General features: G+C 46.4%; 14 protein-coding genes. 4 read left to right on the forward strand and 10 right to left on the reverse strand.

Translation table 11 applies throughout. The features are described 5' to 3' along the window. Positions 1-222 precede the first annotated feature (222 nt). The 4 genes from corA to ACFTRD_RS30595 form a co-directional block, all read right to left on the reverse strand. Positions 223-1,182 carry a magnesium/cobalt transporter CorA gene (gene corA, locus ACFTRD_RS30580; protein ID WP_379386591.1) on the reverse strand — a complete coding sequence of 320 codons (960 nt, stop codon included), beginning with the start codon at positions 1,180-1,182 and terminating at the stop codon, positions 223-225. A gap of 356 nt (positions 1,183-1,538) precedes the next feature. Next, the gene (locus ACFTRD_RS30585; protein WP_192263254.1) at positions 1,539-2,528 is read right to left on the reverse strand and encodes an inorganic phosphate transporter; all 990 of its coding nucleotides are present in this window, start codon (positions 2,526-2,528) and stop codon (positions 1,539-1,541) included. A 14-nt stretch (positions 2,529-2,542) separates the two neighbouring features. After that, complete coding sequence (locus tag ACFTRD_RS30590; protein ID WP_062327047.1) at positions 2,543-3,160, reverse strand: DUF47 domain-containing protein; 618 nt, start codon at positions 3,158-3,160, stop codon at positions 2,543-2,545. Between the two features lie 216 nt (positions 3,161-3,376). Continuing rightward, positions 3,377-4,444, reverse strand: a complete 1,068-nt coding sequence (locus tag ACFTRD_RS30595) for a DUF3048 domain-containing protein (protein WP_379386594.1) — start codon at positions 4,442-4,444, stop codon at positions 3,377-3,379. A 334-nt stretch (positions 4,445-4,778) separates the two neighbouring features. Here ACFTRD_RS30595 and ACFTRD_RS30600 point away from each other — a divergent pair, with 334 nt between their 5' ends. Both ACFTRD_RS30600 and ACFTRD_RS30605 read left to right on the forward strand, forming a co-directional pair. Further along, positions 4,779-5,318 carry a DoxX family protein gene (locus ACFTRD_RS30600; RefSeq protein ID WP_379386596.1) on the forward strand — a complete coding sequence of 180 codons (540 nt, stop codon included), beginning with the start codon at positions 4,779-4,781 and terminating at the stop codon, positions 5,316-5,318. A gap of 158 nt (positions 5,319-5,476) precedes the next feature. Continuing rightward, positions 5,477-5,689, forward strand: coding sequence for a hypothetical protein (locus ACFTRD_RS30605; protein ID WP_192263250.1), 213 nt, complete (start codon positions 5,477-5,479; stop codon positions 5,687-5,689). A 174-nt stretch (positions 5,690-5,863) separates the two neighbouring features. Here ACFTRD_RS30605 and ACFTRD_RS30610 read toward each other — a convergent pair whose 3' ends face one another. The 3 genes from ACFTRD_RS30610 to ACFTRD_RS30620 all read right to left on the reverse strand — a co-directional run bounded on the left by ACFTRD_RS30610 (position 5,864) and on the right by ACFTRD_RS30620 (position 8,225). Continuing rightward, positions 5,864-6,649, reverse strand: a complete 786-nt coding sequence (locus ACFTRD_RS30610; RefSeq protein WP_379386598.1) for a DODA-type extradiol aromatic ring-opening family dioxygenase — start codon at positions 6,647-6,649, stop codon at positions 5,864-5,866. A 177-nt stretch (positions 6,650-6,826) separates the two neighbouring features. Further along, complete coding sequence (locus tag ACFTRD_RS30615) at positions 6,827-7,657, reverse strand: alpha/beta hydrolase (RefSeq protein ID WP_062327037.1); 831 nt, start codon at positions 7,655-7,657, stop codon at positions 6,827-6,829. 331 nt (positions 7,658-7,988) lie between these two features. Further along, positions 7,989-8,225 carry a hypothetical protein gene (locus tag ACFTRD_RS30620; protein WP_192263246.1) on the reverse strand — a complete coding sequence of 79 codons (237 nt, stop codon included), beginning with the start codon at positions 8,223-8,225 and terminating at the stop codon, positions 7,989-7,991. Between the two features lie 413 nt (positions 8,226-8,638). On the opposite strand from ACFTRD_RS30620, the gene ACFTRD_RS30625 reads away from it, so the two are divergent. Continuing rightward, positions 8,639-9,478, forward strand: a complete 840-nt coding sequence (locus ACFTRD_RS30625; RefSeq protein ID WP_379386601.1) for a hypothetical protein — start codon at positions 8,639-8,641, stop codon at positions 9,476-9,478. A 317-nt stretch (positions 9,479-9,795) separates the two neighbouring features. Here ACFTRD_RS30625 and ACFTRD_RS30630 read toward each other — a convergent pair whose 3' ends face one another. Next, positions 9,796-12,972: a stalk domain-containing protein gene (locus ACFTRD_RS30630; protein ID WP_379386603.1), complete on the reverse strand. Its 3,177-nt coding sequence runs from the start codon at positions 12,970-12,972 to the stop codon at positions 9,796-9,798. Between the two features lie 309 nt (positions 12,973-13,281). Here ACFTRD_RS30630 and ACFTRD_RS30635 point away from each other — a divergent pair, with 309 nt between their 5' ends. Then, positions 13,282-14,247 (forward strand): hypothetical protein, encoded by a 966-nt coding sequence (locus tag ACFTRD_RS30635; RefSeq protein WP_379386605.1) that lies wholly within the window; start codon positions 13,282-13,284, stop codon positions 14,245-14,247. 128 nt (positions 14,248-14,375) lie between these two features. Here ACFTRD_RS30635 and ACFTRD_RS30640 read toward each other — a convergent pair whose 3' ends face one another. Both ACFTRD_RS30640 and ilvA read right to left on the reverse strand, forming a co-directional pair. Next, positions 14,376-14,978, reverse strand: coding sequence for a GNAT family N-acetyltransferase (locus tag ACFTRD_RS30640; protein WP_379386607.1), 603 nt, complete (start codon positions 14,976-14,978; stop codon positions 14,376-14,378). Beyond that, entirely contained in the window at positions 14,978-16,270 is a 1,293-nt protein-coding gene (gene ilvA / locus ACFTRD_RS30645) for a threonine ammonia-lyase IlvA (protein WP_192263236.1), read from the reverse strand. The genes ACFTRD_RS30640 and ilvA overlap by 1 nt, the downstream gene beginning before the upstream one ends. Positions 16,271-16,393 lie beyond the last annotated feature (123 nt).

Raw genomic sequence — 16,393 nt, forward strand, 5'->3', positions numbered from 1 at the left:
ATGCCTTTTACTATTTTCACCCTGTTCGTAACAGCTAGATTCCCCTAAACCAAGTTATGCTCATGATGCTTCTTCATTTATCTTATCCACATGTGGACATCTATTCCGAAAATGAATCTATATGTACTCCTATTTGCCCTCTTATGCACATCATAGACAGGCTAAAGAAGCGATCTGTGCAGACCGCTAACTCTTCACTTGCTATCCAGTTTCTATTATCCCTTACTTAAACCAGCCCCGCTTCACAAACCAGGCCACCATACTCCCGCCAAGAATGAACATCAACAGCAGCACCGCACCATACCCAAATTTCCATTGCAGCTCAGGCATATAGGCAAAGTTCATGCCATAGATGCCAGCGATCAGTGTCAGTGGCATGAAGACCGTCGTAATTACCGTGAGGGTCTTCATAATTGCATTCATTCGGTTGGAATTCAGCGAAATATAACTGTCTCTCAGGTCTGCGGTCATCTCCCGATCAGCTTCAATCATGTCGGCCAGCTTCAGCAGATGATCATAGATATCCGTAAAATATGCCGTATGCTCCCCTGATCGCTGCACATGTTGGGAATTGACTACTCGATATAGCAGATCCCGCATCGGCACTACCGTTCGTCTAAGCTTCAGCAATCGACTGCGCAGGTCAAACACCTGGTTCATCAGCTCTTCCACCGATTCCTGCCCGCCCCGGTTCTCCAATTCAGCCAGCTCATCCTCGATGGCAAACAGTGACGGAAAATAATGATCAACCAGCTTGTCCATCACCGTATATGCAGCCGCCACCGGGCCACGGGCCCAAATGGTTCGTTCGTGTGCGTGATGCAACAACCGCTCCCATGCTTCATCCACTTCTTCCAGTACGCCATGATGAAAAGAAACCAGGAAGTTCGCCCCGAGGAACAGATCCACCTCTTCTGCTTCCAATGTGGATGGATTCAATGCATGCAATACGAGGAACTGCAAATTGTCATAATAGTCGAGCTTGGGGCGCTGCAGCACATGCAGGCAATCTTCAATCGCCAGGGGGTGAAAATGAAAATATGTATCCAGCAATCGGCTTTCCTCTTCCGAAGGCTGGTTGAAGTCTGCCCATACCCAGGCGTAATCCTGGAGGTCCAGCTGTGTCAGTGGTACATTCACGGAAACCTGATGATCCCGTGTAATCGCGAGTGTACGAATCATAAGTTAGACCACGTCCTTGTCTTGTATCCTTTACGTTATTGTACAACTTTAACCACTGAATCGTCTCCTGCAGCTGCCCATGATTCCACTTTATCCTGCGGACGTGACAACAAAAAAAGCCAACCCTGTTGGCTTCTCTCATTTCCCTATCCACAGTTTCCTGTATCCACAGGAATATCTTCTTTTGGTTTATCATTCCACGGATGGCTATCCACATATCCAGCCTGTCCACATGTTCATGCACAGGCGTCTCTTCATTATGGTTGTATAATTGTCCACATATCCCGATATTCACACAGTTATGAACAGTTTATCTGTTAACTCTGTAACCCCGAATGCTTCCGGGATAACTTTGTTTAGAACATAATCCAGTACAGCAAACCTGCGAGCAACCCCGTAATTGGAATCGTAATGAACCACGTAATAATAATACGTCCAGCAAGTCCCCATTTCACAGCCGAAAAACGCTTCGCGGAACCGACACCCAGAATGGCCGATGTGATCGCATGTGTTGTACTCACTGGAAGATGAAGCAACGTTGCTGAGAAAATAACGGATGCAGCTGACAAATCCGCGGCAAAACCGTTAATCGGTTCAATTTTAAAGATTTTGGTTCCCATCGTTTTGATGATTTTCCAACCACCGATGGACGTACCCAGAGCCATTGCCGTTGCTGCTGAGATCTTAACCCACAGCGGAACATCCAGATGATCCTGTACGCCTGCTGCAACCAGTGCAAACGTAATAATCCCCATTGCTTTCTGAGCATCATTCGTACCATGTGTAAACGCCTGGAGCGCTGCCGTAAAAATCTGGACCGTACGGAAACCTTTGTTCACGTTATGCGGACTGCGTTTCGCAAAAACATATTTGAGAATCGTCATGACCACATAACCTATGGCAAATGCAATCAGAGGGGATAACAACAATCCTCCGACGATATCAATAAATCCACTCCATTTCACTTTATCAGCGCCCGCACCAACAAGTACTGCTCCAGCAAGGGCTCCGATAAGTGCATGCGAGGATGAAGAAGGAATACCGAACCACCATGTAACGAGATTCCAGATAATCGCAGCGATCAAGGTGACGATGACGACCTCGATCCCGTTATCCAGCTTGGTGGGGTCTGTTACACTTCCCCCAATCGTCTTCGCTACTCCTGTAAACATCATGGCACCGACAAAGTTCATCACCGCAGCCATAAGGATTGCCCGGCGCGGGGTCAGTGCCCGTGTCGAAACCGAAGTTGCAATGGCATTCGCTGTATCGTGAAAACCATTAATGAAGTCAAACGCCAGTGCAAGGAAGACGACTATACCCAATACCCAAATCGTTGTTTCCATTATTCTCTGGCTCCTTAAGAATTACGCATGATGATGGATTCGAGCACATTCGCTACGTGTTCACAAGCATCCGTTGTCGTCTCAAGACGTTCATAGATTTCTTTGCGCTTGATCAATTCAATCGGATCAGGCACGGTAGCGAAAAGGTTCTTGATACAGTTGCGCAGCACTTCGTCGCCCTGGTTTTCCAAATCGTTCAGACGAATCGTGTACTCGCGGATCGCCAGCAATTTTTTCTGAGACAGCAAATGAATGGCCTTCTGAATTTCGTAAGCCGATTGGCGCAAAATTTCAGCGAATTGAACGATATATTCGTCCGGGTCAGTCAGTTGGTACATATAGAAACGGGAAGCCGTTGCTTCGAGTCCGTCCAATACGTCATCAAGTGTCGTTGTCAGTTCCATAATATCATCGCGTTCGATCGGCGTGATAAATGTCTTGTTGAGCTCTGTAATGATGGTATGAACATAATCATCACACTGGGACTCGTACTTCTTCATTTCATTGGCAAAAAGAGTCACATCCTGAAGGTTGGAAACATGTTGGGAGAAATAATCAGCCGCTTGCACGACCGTATCTGCCATGTTCTCTAGTGTCTCAAAAAATATATCCTTCTTCTTCTTAAGCTTCATAGCTCTATCCCCTTTACGAGAAATTGCCGATAACCGATGAAACATGAAATGACAACCTTTGATATCTTATCATATTTGTTTCATGGTTTGTACATAAGGCATGATCCTTTTTTATATTCTTATCACATAAATCTGAAATGAATCTTAATTATTTGGAATGACTGGAAAAATGATGATTAAATTTTACACTGCGTTTACATTTCTCTTGGAATTGGATTAATTTTGAATTTCGACATGGTCTGCAAAGTCAGGCTGATTTGGAACAATACTGATAAAAGTTTTGCCAGGAACAAGAGCAACTTCGGTCCCATTTTGCACAAAACGAATAATGTCACCCGATTTCTTTACCCACTGCCCATGAATGACCTTCCCCTTTTGAAACAGCATGGCTTCCCCGCCCTGCTCCAGATTCACCGACAGTCTGCCCACGTTGTCGAGCACCTTATGATTCGCACCGGCGACCATAATATTGGCCGCTCCAATCTGTTCGCCGTTGTCCAGATCCTGATCTGCCTTTCCGTTCACCAATCTCATATATCGTCCACTATCTTCATCATAATCATACGTGACCCGGTAACTCTCCAATAAATAATGAATATCGAATCGCTTGGCCGACTCGCCAGAGGATGTAGAACCTTCTTCGTTATACGTATACACAGGCGACTTGAAATCGTGACTATAGCCTTTGGTGTCCGCTCCTTCTCTCAGCTTGTCCGACGACGTGTACAGATTATGCGGTGCTTTACGATCGGAGGAACGCCAGAAATAGGGGCCACCATTCGAGATCTCATCCATATGCTGCTTTTGCTGCTTTTGCAAAATGGAATAAGCATCCGGGCTGCCGCCTGCATGAACTAATACACCATCGTAACTCTCACCAAGCTCGATCAGATATGGACGGATACTGCGCACAGGTCCGACCGTCTCTGCTCCGCCTTCACTCTGGAAGATCGCAATAAAACGGGTAATGCCTCCCTCTGCGAGCACTTCGATAATAATGTCAGCCGCACTCAGACCTGACTGGGGCCGTGCCGCAGGAGCATTATTAATCATGACGGCCAGTGGGCGGCGCGTAATTGCTTCATCCAAAGGCAGACCTGTGAGTGGTGCTGTGTAGAGAGACGTGGCAGGCTCTTCCGTCACTTGTTCTTCCTGTACAGGTGTTGGAACGGATTCCGGCTTCGGGTTCTGGACCATCTCCTTGTTCTGACAAGCCACCAGACTCATAGCCAAAATGAACATCGACGTTGCTGACGTCGTTTTGTTCCATTTCCATTGCTTCAATATATGTACCTCCTGAACGATTTGGCTGAAATCTAGGCTGTAGTTGCTCTTATGCGGTGACCATTTCACGTATTTCTTTCCATTTAATCACACACTGCATCATTTGTCTTCGATTAAGGGAGCATTTTGTACCCTGTATTTTACGTTTGAAACTTCAGGCAAGCTGAAAATAAGTCCTAAATGTGAACTTCTCAAACCTTACTTAAAATTTGAACTAGATTGTGATAATAATCACAAACAAGATGACTTTTGAACTATACAATAAAGACATCAAAGGTGATCACTTAGAAAAACAAAAACAACACACACTAAATTCCATGAAGGAGTGGTTTATATGTTCAGCATCAACCAATGGCTTAGAGAAAACAAAGTGGCAATGTGGATTTTGACAGTACTTCGGGTGTATATCGGTTACGACTGGATGACACACGGCTGGGGCAAACTGACAGGCGGATTTGAAGCAGGTGGATTCCTTGCAGGAGCTGTAGAAAAAGCAACAGGCGATCATCCGGCAGTTCAAGCTTGGTGGGCAACCTTCCTTGAGAAATTCGCAGTACCAAATGCAGGACTGTTCGACTTCGTCATCCCTCTCGGTGAGTTCCTTGTAGGTTTGGGCCTCATTCTTGGATGCTTCACAACACTGGCAGCATTGATGGCCATGGTCATGAACTTCGCGTTCCTCTTCTCGGGAACCGTAAGCACGAATGCTCAACTGGTTCTAATGGAAATCTTCCTTGTGGTCGCTGGAGCAAACGCTGGTAAAATCGGTCTGGATCGTTGGGTACTCCCTTACCTCCGCGGATTGTTCACTCGCAATAAAGGCAGCCAGCCTAAAGACACACCAACGATAAGCCCTACGCATAAAACAGCTTAATCATTCGACTAAATAACTTGGTCCTGCTCTCCTCCCCCTGGAGAGTAGGACTTTTTTCTTCCTTTCATAAGCCTATGTATTCAGTCTCGCTTGCTCATTCACAGAAACACGTATTATGATGAACATAGCGATTGATTATAACTAAAGGAGTACGTGACATGCCAACCCAGCGCCGTCTTGAAACCGATGCCGACTTCCAGGAAGCCATGGAAATGAAGCATAAGGTTCGTGTTTTTAAAGATAACCACCAGATCAATTCCGGTGGCGTCATTATTCGGTTTGACCATAACACGGTTGTCGTGCAGTCCAGTGTTAGTGAACTGGCTTATCATTCGCGTACAGCATGTGAGCTCTTCGAGATTCGCAAGTAGTTAACGTCTCGTATTAAAGTTGCCCAAGTTAGAAAAAGGTTCCTGTAGCCCACCAAGCTGGCTGCAGAAACCTTTTTGTCTTGCTGTTCAACTAAACGTCTGTGTGCAGAATTACAAGCAGATTAGCAAGATTACACCCACAGATCGGGTTTACGCTCTGTTGTCTGTTCCAAGTTATGCGCCGTCACCAAACTGCCAGCAGTTCAAACTGAGCGTGCCGTAAGGATACGATTGAAATAGACGTTTTGCAGATCGCGACATATCCGCTGTACCCATGGCATAGAACAAGGGTGCAATGTGCTCGGTTCCATAAGATGGAACCGCTGTGCGGGCATGGGGAGCCTTTTTGTCATATTGAAACAGCTCTCTCGTATTCCACTGGGTGAGGCGCTCCCCAACCCAATTATCGAACTCAACCGCCCATTCTTGCGGTTCGTTGTCACTACCAAGCAAGCGCAGATTATGAACCGTTCCGCCGCTGCCAAGGATCAGCACATCATCATGACGCAGCTGCTCCAGCATTCGGCCTATATCATATTGTTCCTGCGGGGAACGCAGCGAATCCACGGACACCGCGATTACGGGAATCTGGGCCTCTGGATACATGTGTAACAGCGGTACCCATACCCCATGATCCAGACCACGGCCTCGGATCGGTTGATGCGGAAGATTACTCCGGGTGAACAAAGCGCAGATTTCATTCGCAATATCTGGTTGGCCAGGTGCAGGGTAATCCATTGTATACATATTAGATGGAAATCCGTAAAAATCATGCAAAGTCTGATGTGTATCATCCATTGTGACGGACGGTTCGGGACAATCCCAATGCGCCGTAAATACAACAATGGCTTTCGGAGCCGGCAGCCTGTCTCCAAGCTGTTTCAAGAAGTGAGTGTAGTCATTGCTCTCCACCGCCAGTGCGGGAGAACCATGCGCAATGAAAAATGCGGGTAATGTCATTGCTGCCAACCTCCAGACACGATAGGATGCTTACTCTTCTATTTTACCCCGAAGAAGGCGCTTTTCCAAGCAGACATCCCAATCTGTTGGCATTCGGACGCACATGTTGCCATTTAGATCGATCATGTTGTCCCTGTGATGTTCCAGCGGTACCCTAAGACTCCACCCATATCGCTCTTAGATCATCCAGTGCTGCCAATCCTGTTCAATCTTCTGACGCTCTCCGAGCCATTCTCTCGTCCGGGTAATCAGTTGTTCCCGCTCTTTACCGGAAGAGAAGGTATGATCACCCTGGAAAATAATCTCCTTGTCGCAGCGTCCTTCCTGACGCATCCAGAGTACCTTCTGATACAGGAATGCGTAATCTACAGGAATAATCTCATCCGATGTGCCATGTACTACCAGAACATCCCCGTTGAACTTAACGGCTTCCTGGAATGGCTGATGCTCAGCGAGTGACTCAAAGAATGCTGGCGTGAACTTATAACCGAGATAATCGGCAGAACCCTGCTTCACCCCTTCATCGTAAACTTCCCTTCCTGTAATCTTCACGATGTCATTGAATGGATATCCCACGGACGACCACATCACCAGGTTTTTGACACGTTTGTCTCGAACAGCGGTAAGCAGGGCCACGGCGCCGCCCAGACTATGACCGATTAACGTTACACGGGTTGGATCTACATCACTGCAATTTACAGCGTAATCCAACACAGAGCGTGTCTGAAGAATCATGGACTCCAGCCCCTCTGCGCCATATTCACCACTGCTCTCCCCGCAGCCAATGTAATCAAAGCGCAGAACCAGATACCCATCTTCGGCCAACTCACGAGCAGTTTTTACAAACAGACGATCTACACCGATCCGGCTTCCTACAAAGCCATGACAAATGACAGCCAGAGGTACACGCTTCTGTTGATTCTCCTCCTTGATGTCTTTCACAACCGGATAATGAATCGTAGCTGTTAATTCCTCCTGCCCATGACGAATACTGATCTGACGCTCCATGTTCATTTCCCCTTTCCATTCTTCCCTGCTCTTGTTCATTTTGTTAATTATCTATAAATCCGATAAGTTTAATGTGTATTAAGATGATATTAGTATATTATCATCCTGTGATCCTCAAGTCAACGTGAGGAAATGTCCTTTTCCAAGAGGCTGCTTGTCCACATTTTATCGGGATTTCCCAAAAAAAATGAGCCATGCTGACAGCAGCTGACTCGAATCATTCCTAAGCTTGTTTATATGATGGAGATAGGCGAATAACTTGCGAACCGAGCCTCTTGTCGAAGGTGGCCTGTTAGTACTTGAATTGGGAACTTAATATCTGTCGAGACAGCTATTCGTAGCTCCGTCGGAACATCTCATGGGTCTCCACCCGTCCCTGCCAATCCTGTTCATGTGCCGAGTTAGAGCCTTCCCAGAAGCTTCCTGACGGAAAGGTGCCTTCTGTATATTCTTCGGCATATTCAGTATCTTCCAACGTCTCCTCCATAGGCACAACCTCATCCGTAACTCCACGAGAATTACTGTTTAACAGCAGCTTCCTGGTTAATTGTTCCGTTTGTTGATCCATATCTGGCACACTCCAATCCCTGGTTTCTGTTGGAAATGCTACTATTGTGGTGGAATCGGCTGCACTTTATTCATGCTTCACACAATCGTTGGAAATGGACGGAACCCTACGCATATTTACGACGAGCCAAGGGGAACATAGACCATATATCACAGGCAACATTTGCCTTTCGACTCTTCCGGTGAAAGGATTGAACTCATGGAACACATCTTGGAATGGATTCGCAATCACGGAAAACTGGTGCTGCTGTGCACCTGTGTCATTCTGGCCTTTGCAGGGCTATGGGCGAATCACAAACAGTTGTTTTATAAGGAATGACTTTGCGAAACGAGAGCCCTTCCCGTATACTAAAATACCGTCAGGGTCTCCAGATCGCCGGGGATCAGAACGTGTGTAGACAGGGGGAGCAATCATTGGGAATTTCCTATAAAAAGTTGAAAGAAATACAGAATCGCCAGATGACCGAAATGAGTAAAATGACGCCTGAAAATGTAAAGCTGTTCGACCAGATCAGCACCATTGCGCGCCATGCACCTGCTGACGAGAGAACGCAGGAAGAATGGATTCTCTATGCAGGAAAAGCCATCGTACAAGCTCAGCGTGATGGACAGCCCGCTCGTGAATTATACGGGCCTGATCTGGAACGGGATATCCGTTCGCAGCTCGGGGTTGAAGAGCATACACAGGATGCCACTGCTGGCCATTCCAAGGTTCAACCTTCCGGGGCTTCAAGTACAGCTGCATCTGGTAGCCGGAACAAATCGAATACACAAAATGCTTCCGCCAAGAAAAAAGATTCAGCGGATGAAACCGAATCCTCGGAGACACCGGATCAGGTCAGACGCACGCCCAAATGGTATGCCATGATTGCCTGGGCTGCTTTGTCTTTTGTCATGCTGATTCAGGGTGGGGCAGGGCTATTTGTCGGCTGGACAGGTGGAGATACGGAACCGTTTAGCCATATCAGCCTGTTCTCGCTAATCGTAGCGGCAGTTGGCGGAATTGCATTGGTAGAAATGCTTCGTCGTCTCGCTGAGCGGCCTGACGATCACGGAGCAGACAAGACTTCCAGACCACAAATCAACCTTCGCGGAATCGTCATTTATATCGTCATCGTTGTGCTGGTCTTGTTTGTAGGTTATCCGCTGCGTGACAGACTTCCCTTATTTACACTGGCTCCATGGATAAGTCTCGTGATCGGGATTGTGGGACTGGCGACATTGAGACCACTCTTCGGACAGAAGAAAGTATAAGTATTACCCTTTTTGGAGCAGCATCATTGGGTATATCACAACGGGATATGGTGTGCAAAAAGGAAGTAACGACACTCGGTGAGGGAATAGAATATCGAGTGTCAAAAAAGGGGCCATAATGGTAATGGCCCCTCCTACCCGGCTGTTGAGAAAGTCTCGACAGCTATTTTTATTTTCCATCCACTCCAGAAAAAGGACTAGCCTTGTCGTCCTTCAGAACGAATGATCCCCTGCGCACGTAGAGTCTTCCTCCATCTTGAGCTGAAGGCAATGCTTGATCTCCTTGCACGGGGTCTCTCCGAATTCTCGCTTATACATTAGATCTGTGGCGTATTCCCACTGCTCTGAGAAGGATCAGCAGTTGGGTTTGTAGCTTGACCTGGATCTTGAACAGGTGCATCAGGCTTAGCTAATTCCAGTTTGACTGTTCTTGATACAGCGGAAAGAGCATTACTATATGTCGTTGGATTTGCGGCTACAGACAAGATATACACTTTGTAATCATTGCCAACGGCAATATCGGTACCTGTGGAATCTTTTGTTCCTAGTGTCAAGTTGATTTCCCCCGACGCAAGTTCTCCCGGAGTAATTACTCTATAGACTGCCGAGGCTGCTGAGGCTACATTCAAATTATCTGATCCTTTAACAATAAAAAGTCGATATTGGGATATTCCAGCTTCATCCGATGGTTTACTAAATAATATCTTATAACTGACATCCGTGGTCGAGCTAGTATTTTTTAAGTCGCTTATAGTTGCGGTTTTGACTTCAGTGACTGGCGCAATAATACTGAACTCATTGGAAGCAGCGGACAGATTGGAAGCACGCGAGCTGCTGTCTGATACGGATAACACAAAGACCCGATATTTCTGCCCTACAACAAGTGACTTGTTATTAATATCCCGATGACCATTATTCAGGACGACAGGACCGGCAGCATCATTTTTGTTGATATCAATATTCGAAGAAATTCCCAGTGCAGAAGCCGTATTAAAACCACTTACTTGGTTTGCTGGTACAACAAATGCCCTGTAACCGGCAATTCCATTTTCACTGGAAGCTTTATTGAAACTTATCGTTACATCCGATGCATCTCCCGCTTGCCCCTGATTTTTCACAGTTACGTTCACGTTGCTCGCTGCTGACACAGCGGTATTGGAAGCTAATGTGATCGTTCCCGAGCCCGAAGACAATGCATTGGCAAGAGAGCCGTTATTATTCACTGCCATCACATATACTTGGTAGGCTACTCCATTGCCAATAGTACTGTTATCCACAGTTTTAGTATTACTTGTAAGGTTAACCGTCTGGTTATTTCCATTTTTGCTTACATACGTATAATTCGCACTACCAACTGCATTTGCTGATGCCAAATTGAAGTTGGTACCCGATTTTACCACAAACACACGATAGTGATTCACATTCGTCTCATCCGTCGAACGATTGAACGTCACACGCAGATCGCTACCATTACCGTTATCCCCAATATCTGTTGCCGCCACATTGCTTGGTGCAGGCACAGCTGCATTGGCAGTCAGGGTAATCTGTGAAGAATAAGAGGACAGCGCGTTCTGACTGGAATTTCCACTTGTGCTTACCGACAGGACAAACACACGATAGTTATTGTTATTGGTAACTGTGTAACCATTGGTATCTACCATATAGTTAGGAAGAGTAAATGACTGATTTCCACCCGTTTTGTTTACCTGATAGTAATTGTTCGATGCGTTAGCCGCACTCAGCGTGAAGCTGCCTGCATTGCCGGAACGTACCACATATACCCGATACGCGGAAACGTTGGATTCATCCGAAGCTCTATTAAACGAAACGCGGAGATCCCGTCCATCGCTGTAGTCACTCACATCAGCCACCCCAATATTGCTTGCGACACCAGCATTACTATTCGTTGTCAGTCTCAACTGCGTTGACGAGGAGGACAGCGCATTGGTATATCCATTCTGCTGGTTCCCCACTGCCATAACATAGATTCGGTAGTCCTGCAGATTCGTTACGTTATAACCACTGGTGTCCTTCATGGAGGATGGCAGTGTGGTTGTAATGTTGTTGCCTGTTTTGTTCACAGTATAATACAAGCTCGAAGACAGATTGCTCGCCGTAGTCAGATTAAAGCTGCTGGATACCGAGTTGCGCACTACGAAAATTCGATAATTAGCAACTTTAGATTCATCAGATGAACGGTTGAAGCTCACCTGGATGTCACGACCATCTCCATAATCGGAATTGTCTCTCACTGACGTGATGACAGGTGCTGTTGCTGTATTTACTCCAAGCGTTAGGGAAGAAGATACCGCGGACAGTTTGTTGTCTGCTGTTGCCGCATTCGAGCTTACGGACATGATGTAGACGACATAGGATGTGCCGCTTTTGATCAGTTCCCCGGATGTGTCACGCGTAGAAGACGAGAGCTGGCTTTTGACCGCCGTGCTGTTGCCTTTGTATATAATGGTTGAATTGGAACTGGACACATTATTCGCCGCAGTCAGATTGAAGGAAGAAGCATCCTTCGCTTTGACTATAAAAGCACGGTAATACGTAATATTGGATGTGGTACTCGGCTGTGTGAAGTTAATTTCCAGATCACGGCCGTCCCCATAGTCACTGATATCTGCAATCCGCAGGCTTGTGACAGGTTGCACTGTCGTTTTCACATTGTTATTTAGTTTCAAAGACTGGGAGGACCAGGCTAGCAGATTTTTGTAGCTATTGTTCCTGTTTCCCACCGTAAGGACATACAGACGATAGGTCTCATTGGAATTCAACAGATCCCCGTTCACGTCACGGGTCTGTGCATTAAGCGTCAATCTTGGATCAGTGCCATTTGGAGTAACGGATGTATAATTCGCAGCAGGCACAGCCGTTGCCGCAGACTCATTGAAACTATTCACATCACGTGTTTTTACAAGCATAATACGATATGCGGATACGGCTTTCTCGGACGTTGGACGCGTGAAGCTTACGGTCAGATCACGACCATCCCCATTGCTTCCGGATACAGAACCATAAATGTTCCATGCTGCATATTTCGTCTCATCCACAGGAGGTGTAGACGTTGTTTTAATATCTACCCGCTGATTACGAGAGTTCCAGAATACTTTTTCTCCAAATGCTTCACTGACAAAACGAATGGGAACCATCGTATTTCCTTTGATTGTATTCGCAGGTACATCCAATGAGATCGCTTCTCCGTTGATGTATGCCGTTTTGGAGCCCAGCTTCAGGATCACTTCCTGATCTTCCCGGCTTGCTGTAATGGTTTTAGTTTTATTCGTATACTTTACTGTGGCATCCAAGCCTTCAAAAATGGAGCGCAACGGAACCAGTACACGTCCACCTTTCATGACAGGGGCTTGTGCTGACGACAGCTCCGCACCGTTAATATATATGCTGATTCTTGCAGCTGCATCCATCACTGACGTGGGTAGTGCAGACATCAACATGGCTGATACGGCCAGTGCTGACATTACCTTTTTCACTTGACGTCCTCCCGCTTTCCTCATATCCAATATCCCCATTCTCTTCATTATTTAAGTTAATTGTATTCGTTTCTGAATTTCATTAATTCCTGTAATTTCCTGTGCACATCTAAGACGTATGAATAGGCGTAAAAGTTTCCAATCCCACAAAAAATATTTTCGCAGAAATCCCCTTCCATCATCTACCTTTGAAAGGTTAAAAATAACAGAATATTTTGTCATTATTCCGAAACAACATTCTTCCCAAATTCGTTTAATCTATAGTGAATAACAACCTATTATCTCTAAAACTACGGGAGGTGTACACGGATGACATCATCATATTTATCTGGCCAGCGTAAAGGGCTACGTTTCTTCATAACTGTTGTTACCCTTACTGCAATCATTACAGGAACTGCGGTGACACCTGGAATCGCAGCTGCAGCTCCCTCAGGCCCGGATGCCAAAGTAACCACCAGCAGTTCAACCGCCATATATAAAACATTCCAATCCATGCTCCAAAAAAAGAACGGCTTGCCCGCCGCTGACACCTATCTGGAATCCAATATCAAAAAGGTAACAACGCATCACGCTACCCTGATGGTTCTGCAGTTGGAGAATGCGCGCCTGAAGACTTTAACTTCGATGACGGACCGTTTGCTCGTTCCCAACGTTCAGGACAAGATGCTCAAGGCATATCAAGCGAACGACAGCTTCACCAGACTCATGAAGCGTACCCAGGACTCCGATCTGCGTGCACTGCTAAAAGAAGCCCAAGACAGCGGCTATCGTCTCGTCATGCTCGAAGGCTCCCTCTATCCCATTATGAATTATGCGGCACTCGTGAAATATACCTCTGATATTACTGAGGATATCTCAAGCTACATCTTCATCATGATGAGGGAAACGAAAAACTTGCCTGCGGATGACGGAGCTCTGGTCATTGGCTATCAGGAAATTCTCCTTCGAGCACTCAGCCAGGAAAAATTCCTGGAGCTGCATCCGAAATCGAATCGGGCCAAGCAGGTGCAGGATCTGTTGAACAGTTATACCCTGTATACCTTTTATGGGCTGAACAATACACCGCTGTTTGATTATGAAACGAACAAAATGGTTGCCAATGCCCAAAGAGGATACAATGGGGTGTTACAGCGTCTTGCATCCGTGGATAGTGAATTCCTAACCAAGCTGGGTGCCTTTATGGATGTGGTTAAGGAAGCAAAGTATGAGAAAACAGCAGCAGTGGAGAAATGGCTGGAACAGAATGTTCCGAACGTAGCAGATGCCGGCTATTAAATGATTCATCATACTAATCACCTAATGAACACAAAGAAACCGACACAGGATTCGCTCCCATGTCGGTTTTCTTTTGATTCTATCGTTGTATTTGTAACTCCTACACCCGGCTAACTCAAATTCAAGAATTACAGAATTGGCTTAACCATATGGTTATACTCATGTCCAGCAATTACAATCACATCATCTTTGGTGTATCCTTGCCGTTCGTACAACATCAAGGCCCGTCCATTGTCACGTTCAACAATGAGGGACACCTGCGAGTGTCCAAGTTCTCGACCACGCTGCTCAAAAGCAGCCATCAATGCCTTGCCGATGCCCTGCCCCTGATATGCTTCGCTTACCGATAGAGTATCCAGATAATACTCCCCGGGACGGGTTTCTTTGACCAACGTATATTTCTCATCTGTGCTCCGACCAGGCCGATCCAGAATCGGCTGATCCAGAATGTCTGCTTCTCCGCCATCATAGGCTACCAGAATTCCCGCCACTTGCTTATCCAGTTCCATTACCGTTATATTACGATAGCTGATCCGATTGTCTTCACGCACGTAAAATTGCTGCAAAATCCCCATCGCTTTCTCATGATCTTCTTCACCAGCCAGAGCGTATGCAATATCACCGATCGCCTGATAAAGTAAAGGAATGACCTGTGCTGCATCTTCTTTGCGAGCAGGTCTCAACAGAGGCTGCGCCTCACTACGGTCCGACTTCACATTGGAGTGATTCATCAGATTAACATGTTGAACAGATTAAGATTTTTGTTGAGCTCCGTATACGCGAGGCCTTTACGATTCATGCGTTCAATCAGCGGCTGGTAATCTTCCTTGTACATCAACTCAATGCCCACCAGGGCAGGCCCATTTTCCTTATCATGCTTCTTCGTGTATTCAAAACGGGCAATGTCGTCATTCGGTCCCAATACTTCCTCAAGGAACTCGCGCAAAGCTCCTGCACGCTGTGGGAAATTGACCATGAAATAATATTTCAGACCTTCGTAGATCAAGGAACGCTCCTTAATTTCCTGCATCCGGTCGATATCGTTGTTCCCGCCGCTGATTACACAAACAACGGTCTTACCCGCAATTTGCTCGCGATACTGCTCCAATGCAGCAACCGCCAGGGAACCGGCAGGCTCTACAACAATGGCATTTTCATTATACAGCTCCAAAATGGTGGTGCAGGCTTTACCTTCAGGAACCTTCACAATGTCGTCCAGCGTGCCACTACAGATATCAAAGGTCAGGTCACCCACGCGTTTTACCGCAGCACCATCCACGAATTTATCGATATCATCCAGCGTGACCACCTGTTTACGGAACATGGCTTCACTCATGGAAGCTGCGCCAAGTGGCTCTACACCAATGATACGCGTTTCCGGACTGACCGTCTTCATATAAGTTCCGACTCCAGCAGCGAGACCGCCGCCACCGATAGTAACAAACATATAGTCCGCGTTCTCATCCAGGCTCTCCATGATTTCCATCGCCACCGTACCATTACCTGCAATAATCTTGGGTTGGTCGAATGGATGGATAAACGTCATGCCTTGTTCATTACACGTACGAATTGCTTCTTCATAAGCATCGTCATACGTATCGCCCGTGAGCACAACTTCAACATTATTTCCACCAAACCGACGTACCTGTTTCACCTTTTGGTTAGGCGTCGTGCTCGGCATAAAGATTTTGCCGTGGATGCCCAAAGCATTACAGGAAAAAGCAACGCCTTGTGCATGGTTTCCTGCGCTCGCACAGACAATGCCTTTCTCCATCTCTGCTGGAGTCAGACTACGAATCATGTTGTATGCACCACGTATTTTGAACGAACGTACCACTTGCAAGTCTTCCCGTTTGAGATATACATTACAGTTATATTTGGCCGACAATACAGCGTCCCGCTGCAGCGGCGTTCTTACAATGACTTCACGCAACACATGATGTGCGCGCACGATATCTTCCATGCCAACACTGGCACGGCCGGGATTTGTAGTTCCCGTTGGTTCTTGTTCCACTGGTTTCATCTCTTCTCCACACTCCGCTTATCTTGGTTGGCAATGCAAGCATTGCTTTTTCTTTTTATTGTATCACTTTTGTTCTTTCCTTGCGCCTTTTATAGATTATTCCACCCTTTAGGACAAGGCGTA

Origin of the sequence: Paenibacillus sp. NPDC056933 (assembly GCF_042674385.1) — a bacterium.
Lineage (GTDB): Bacteria > Bacillota > Bacilli > Paenibacillales > Paenibacillaceae > Paenibacillus.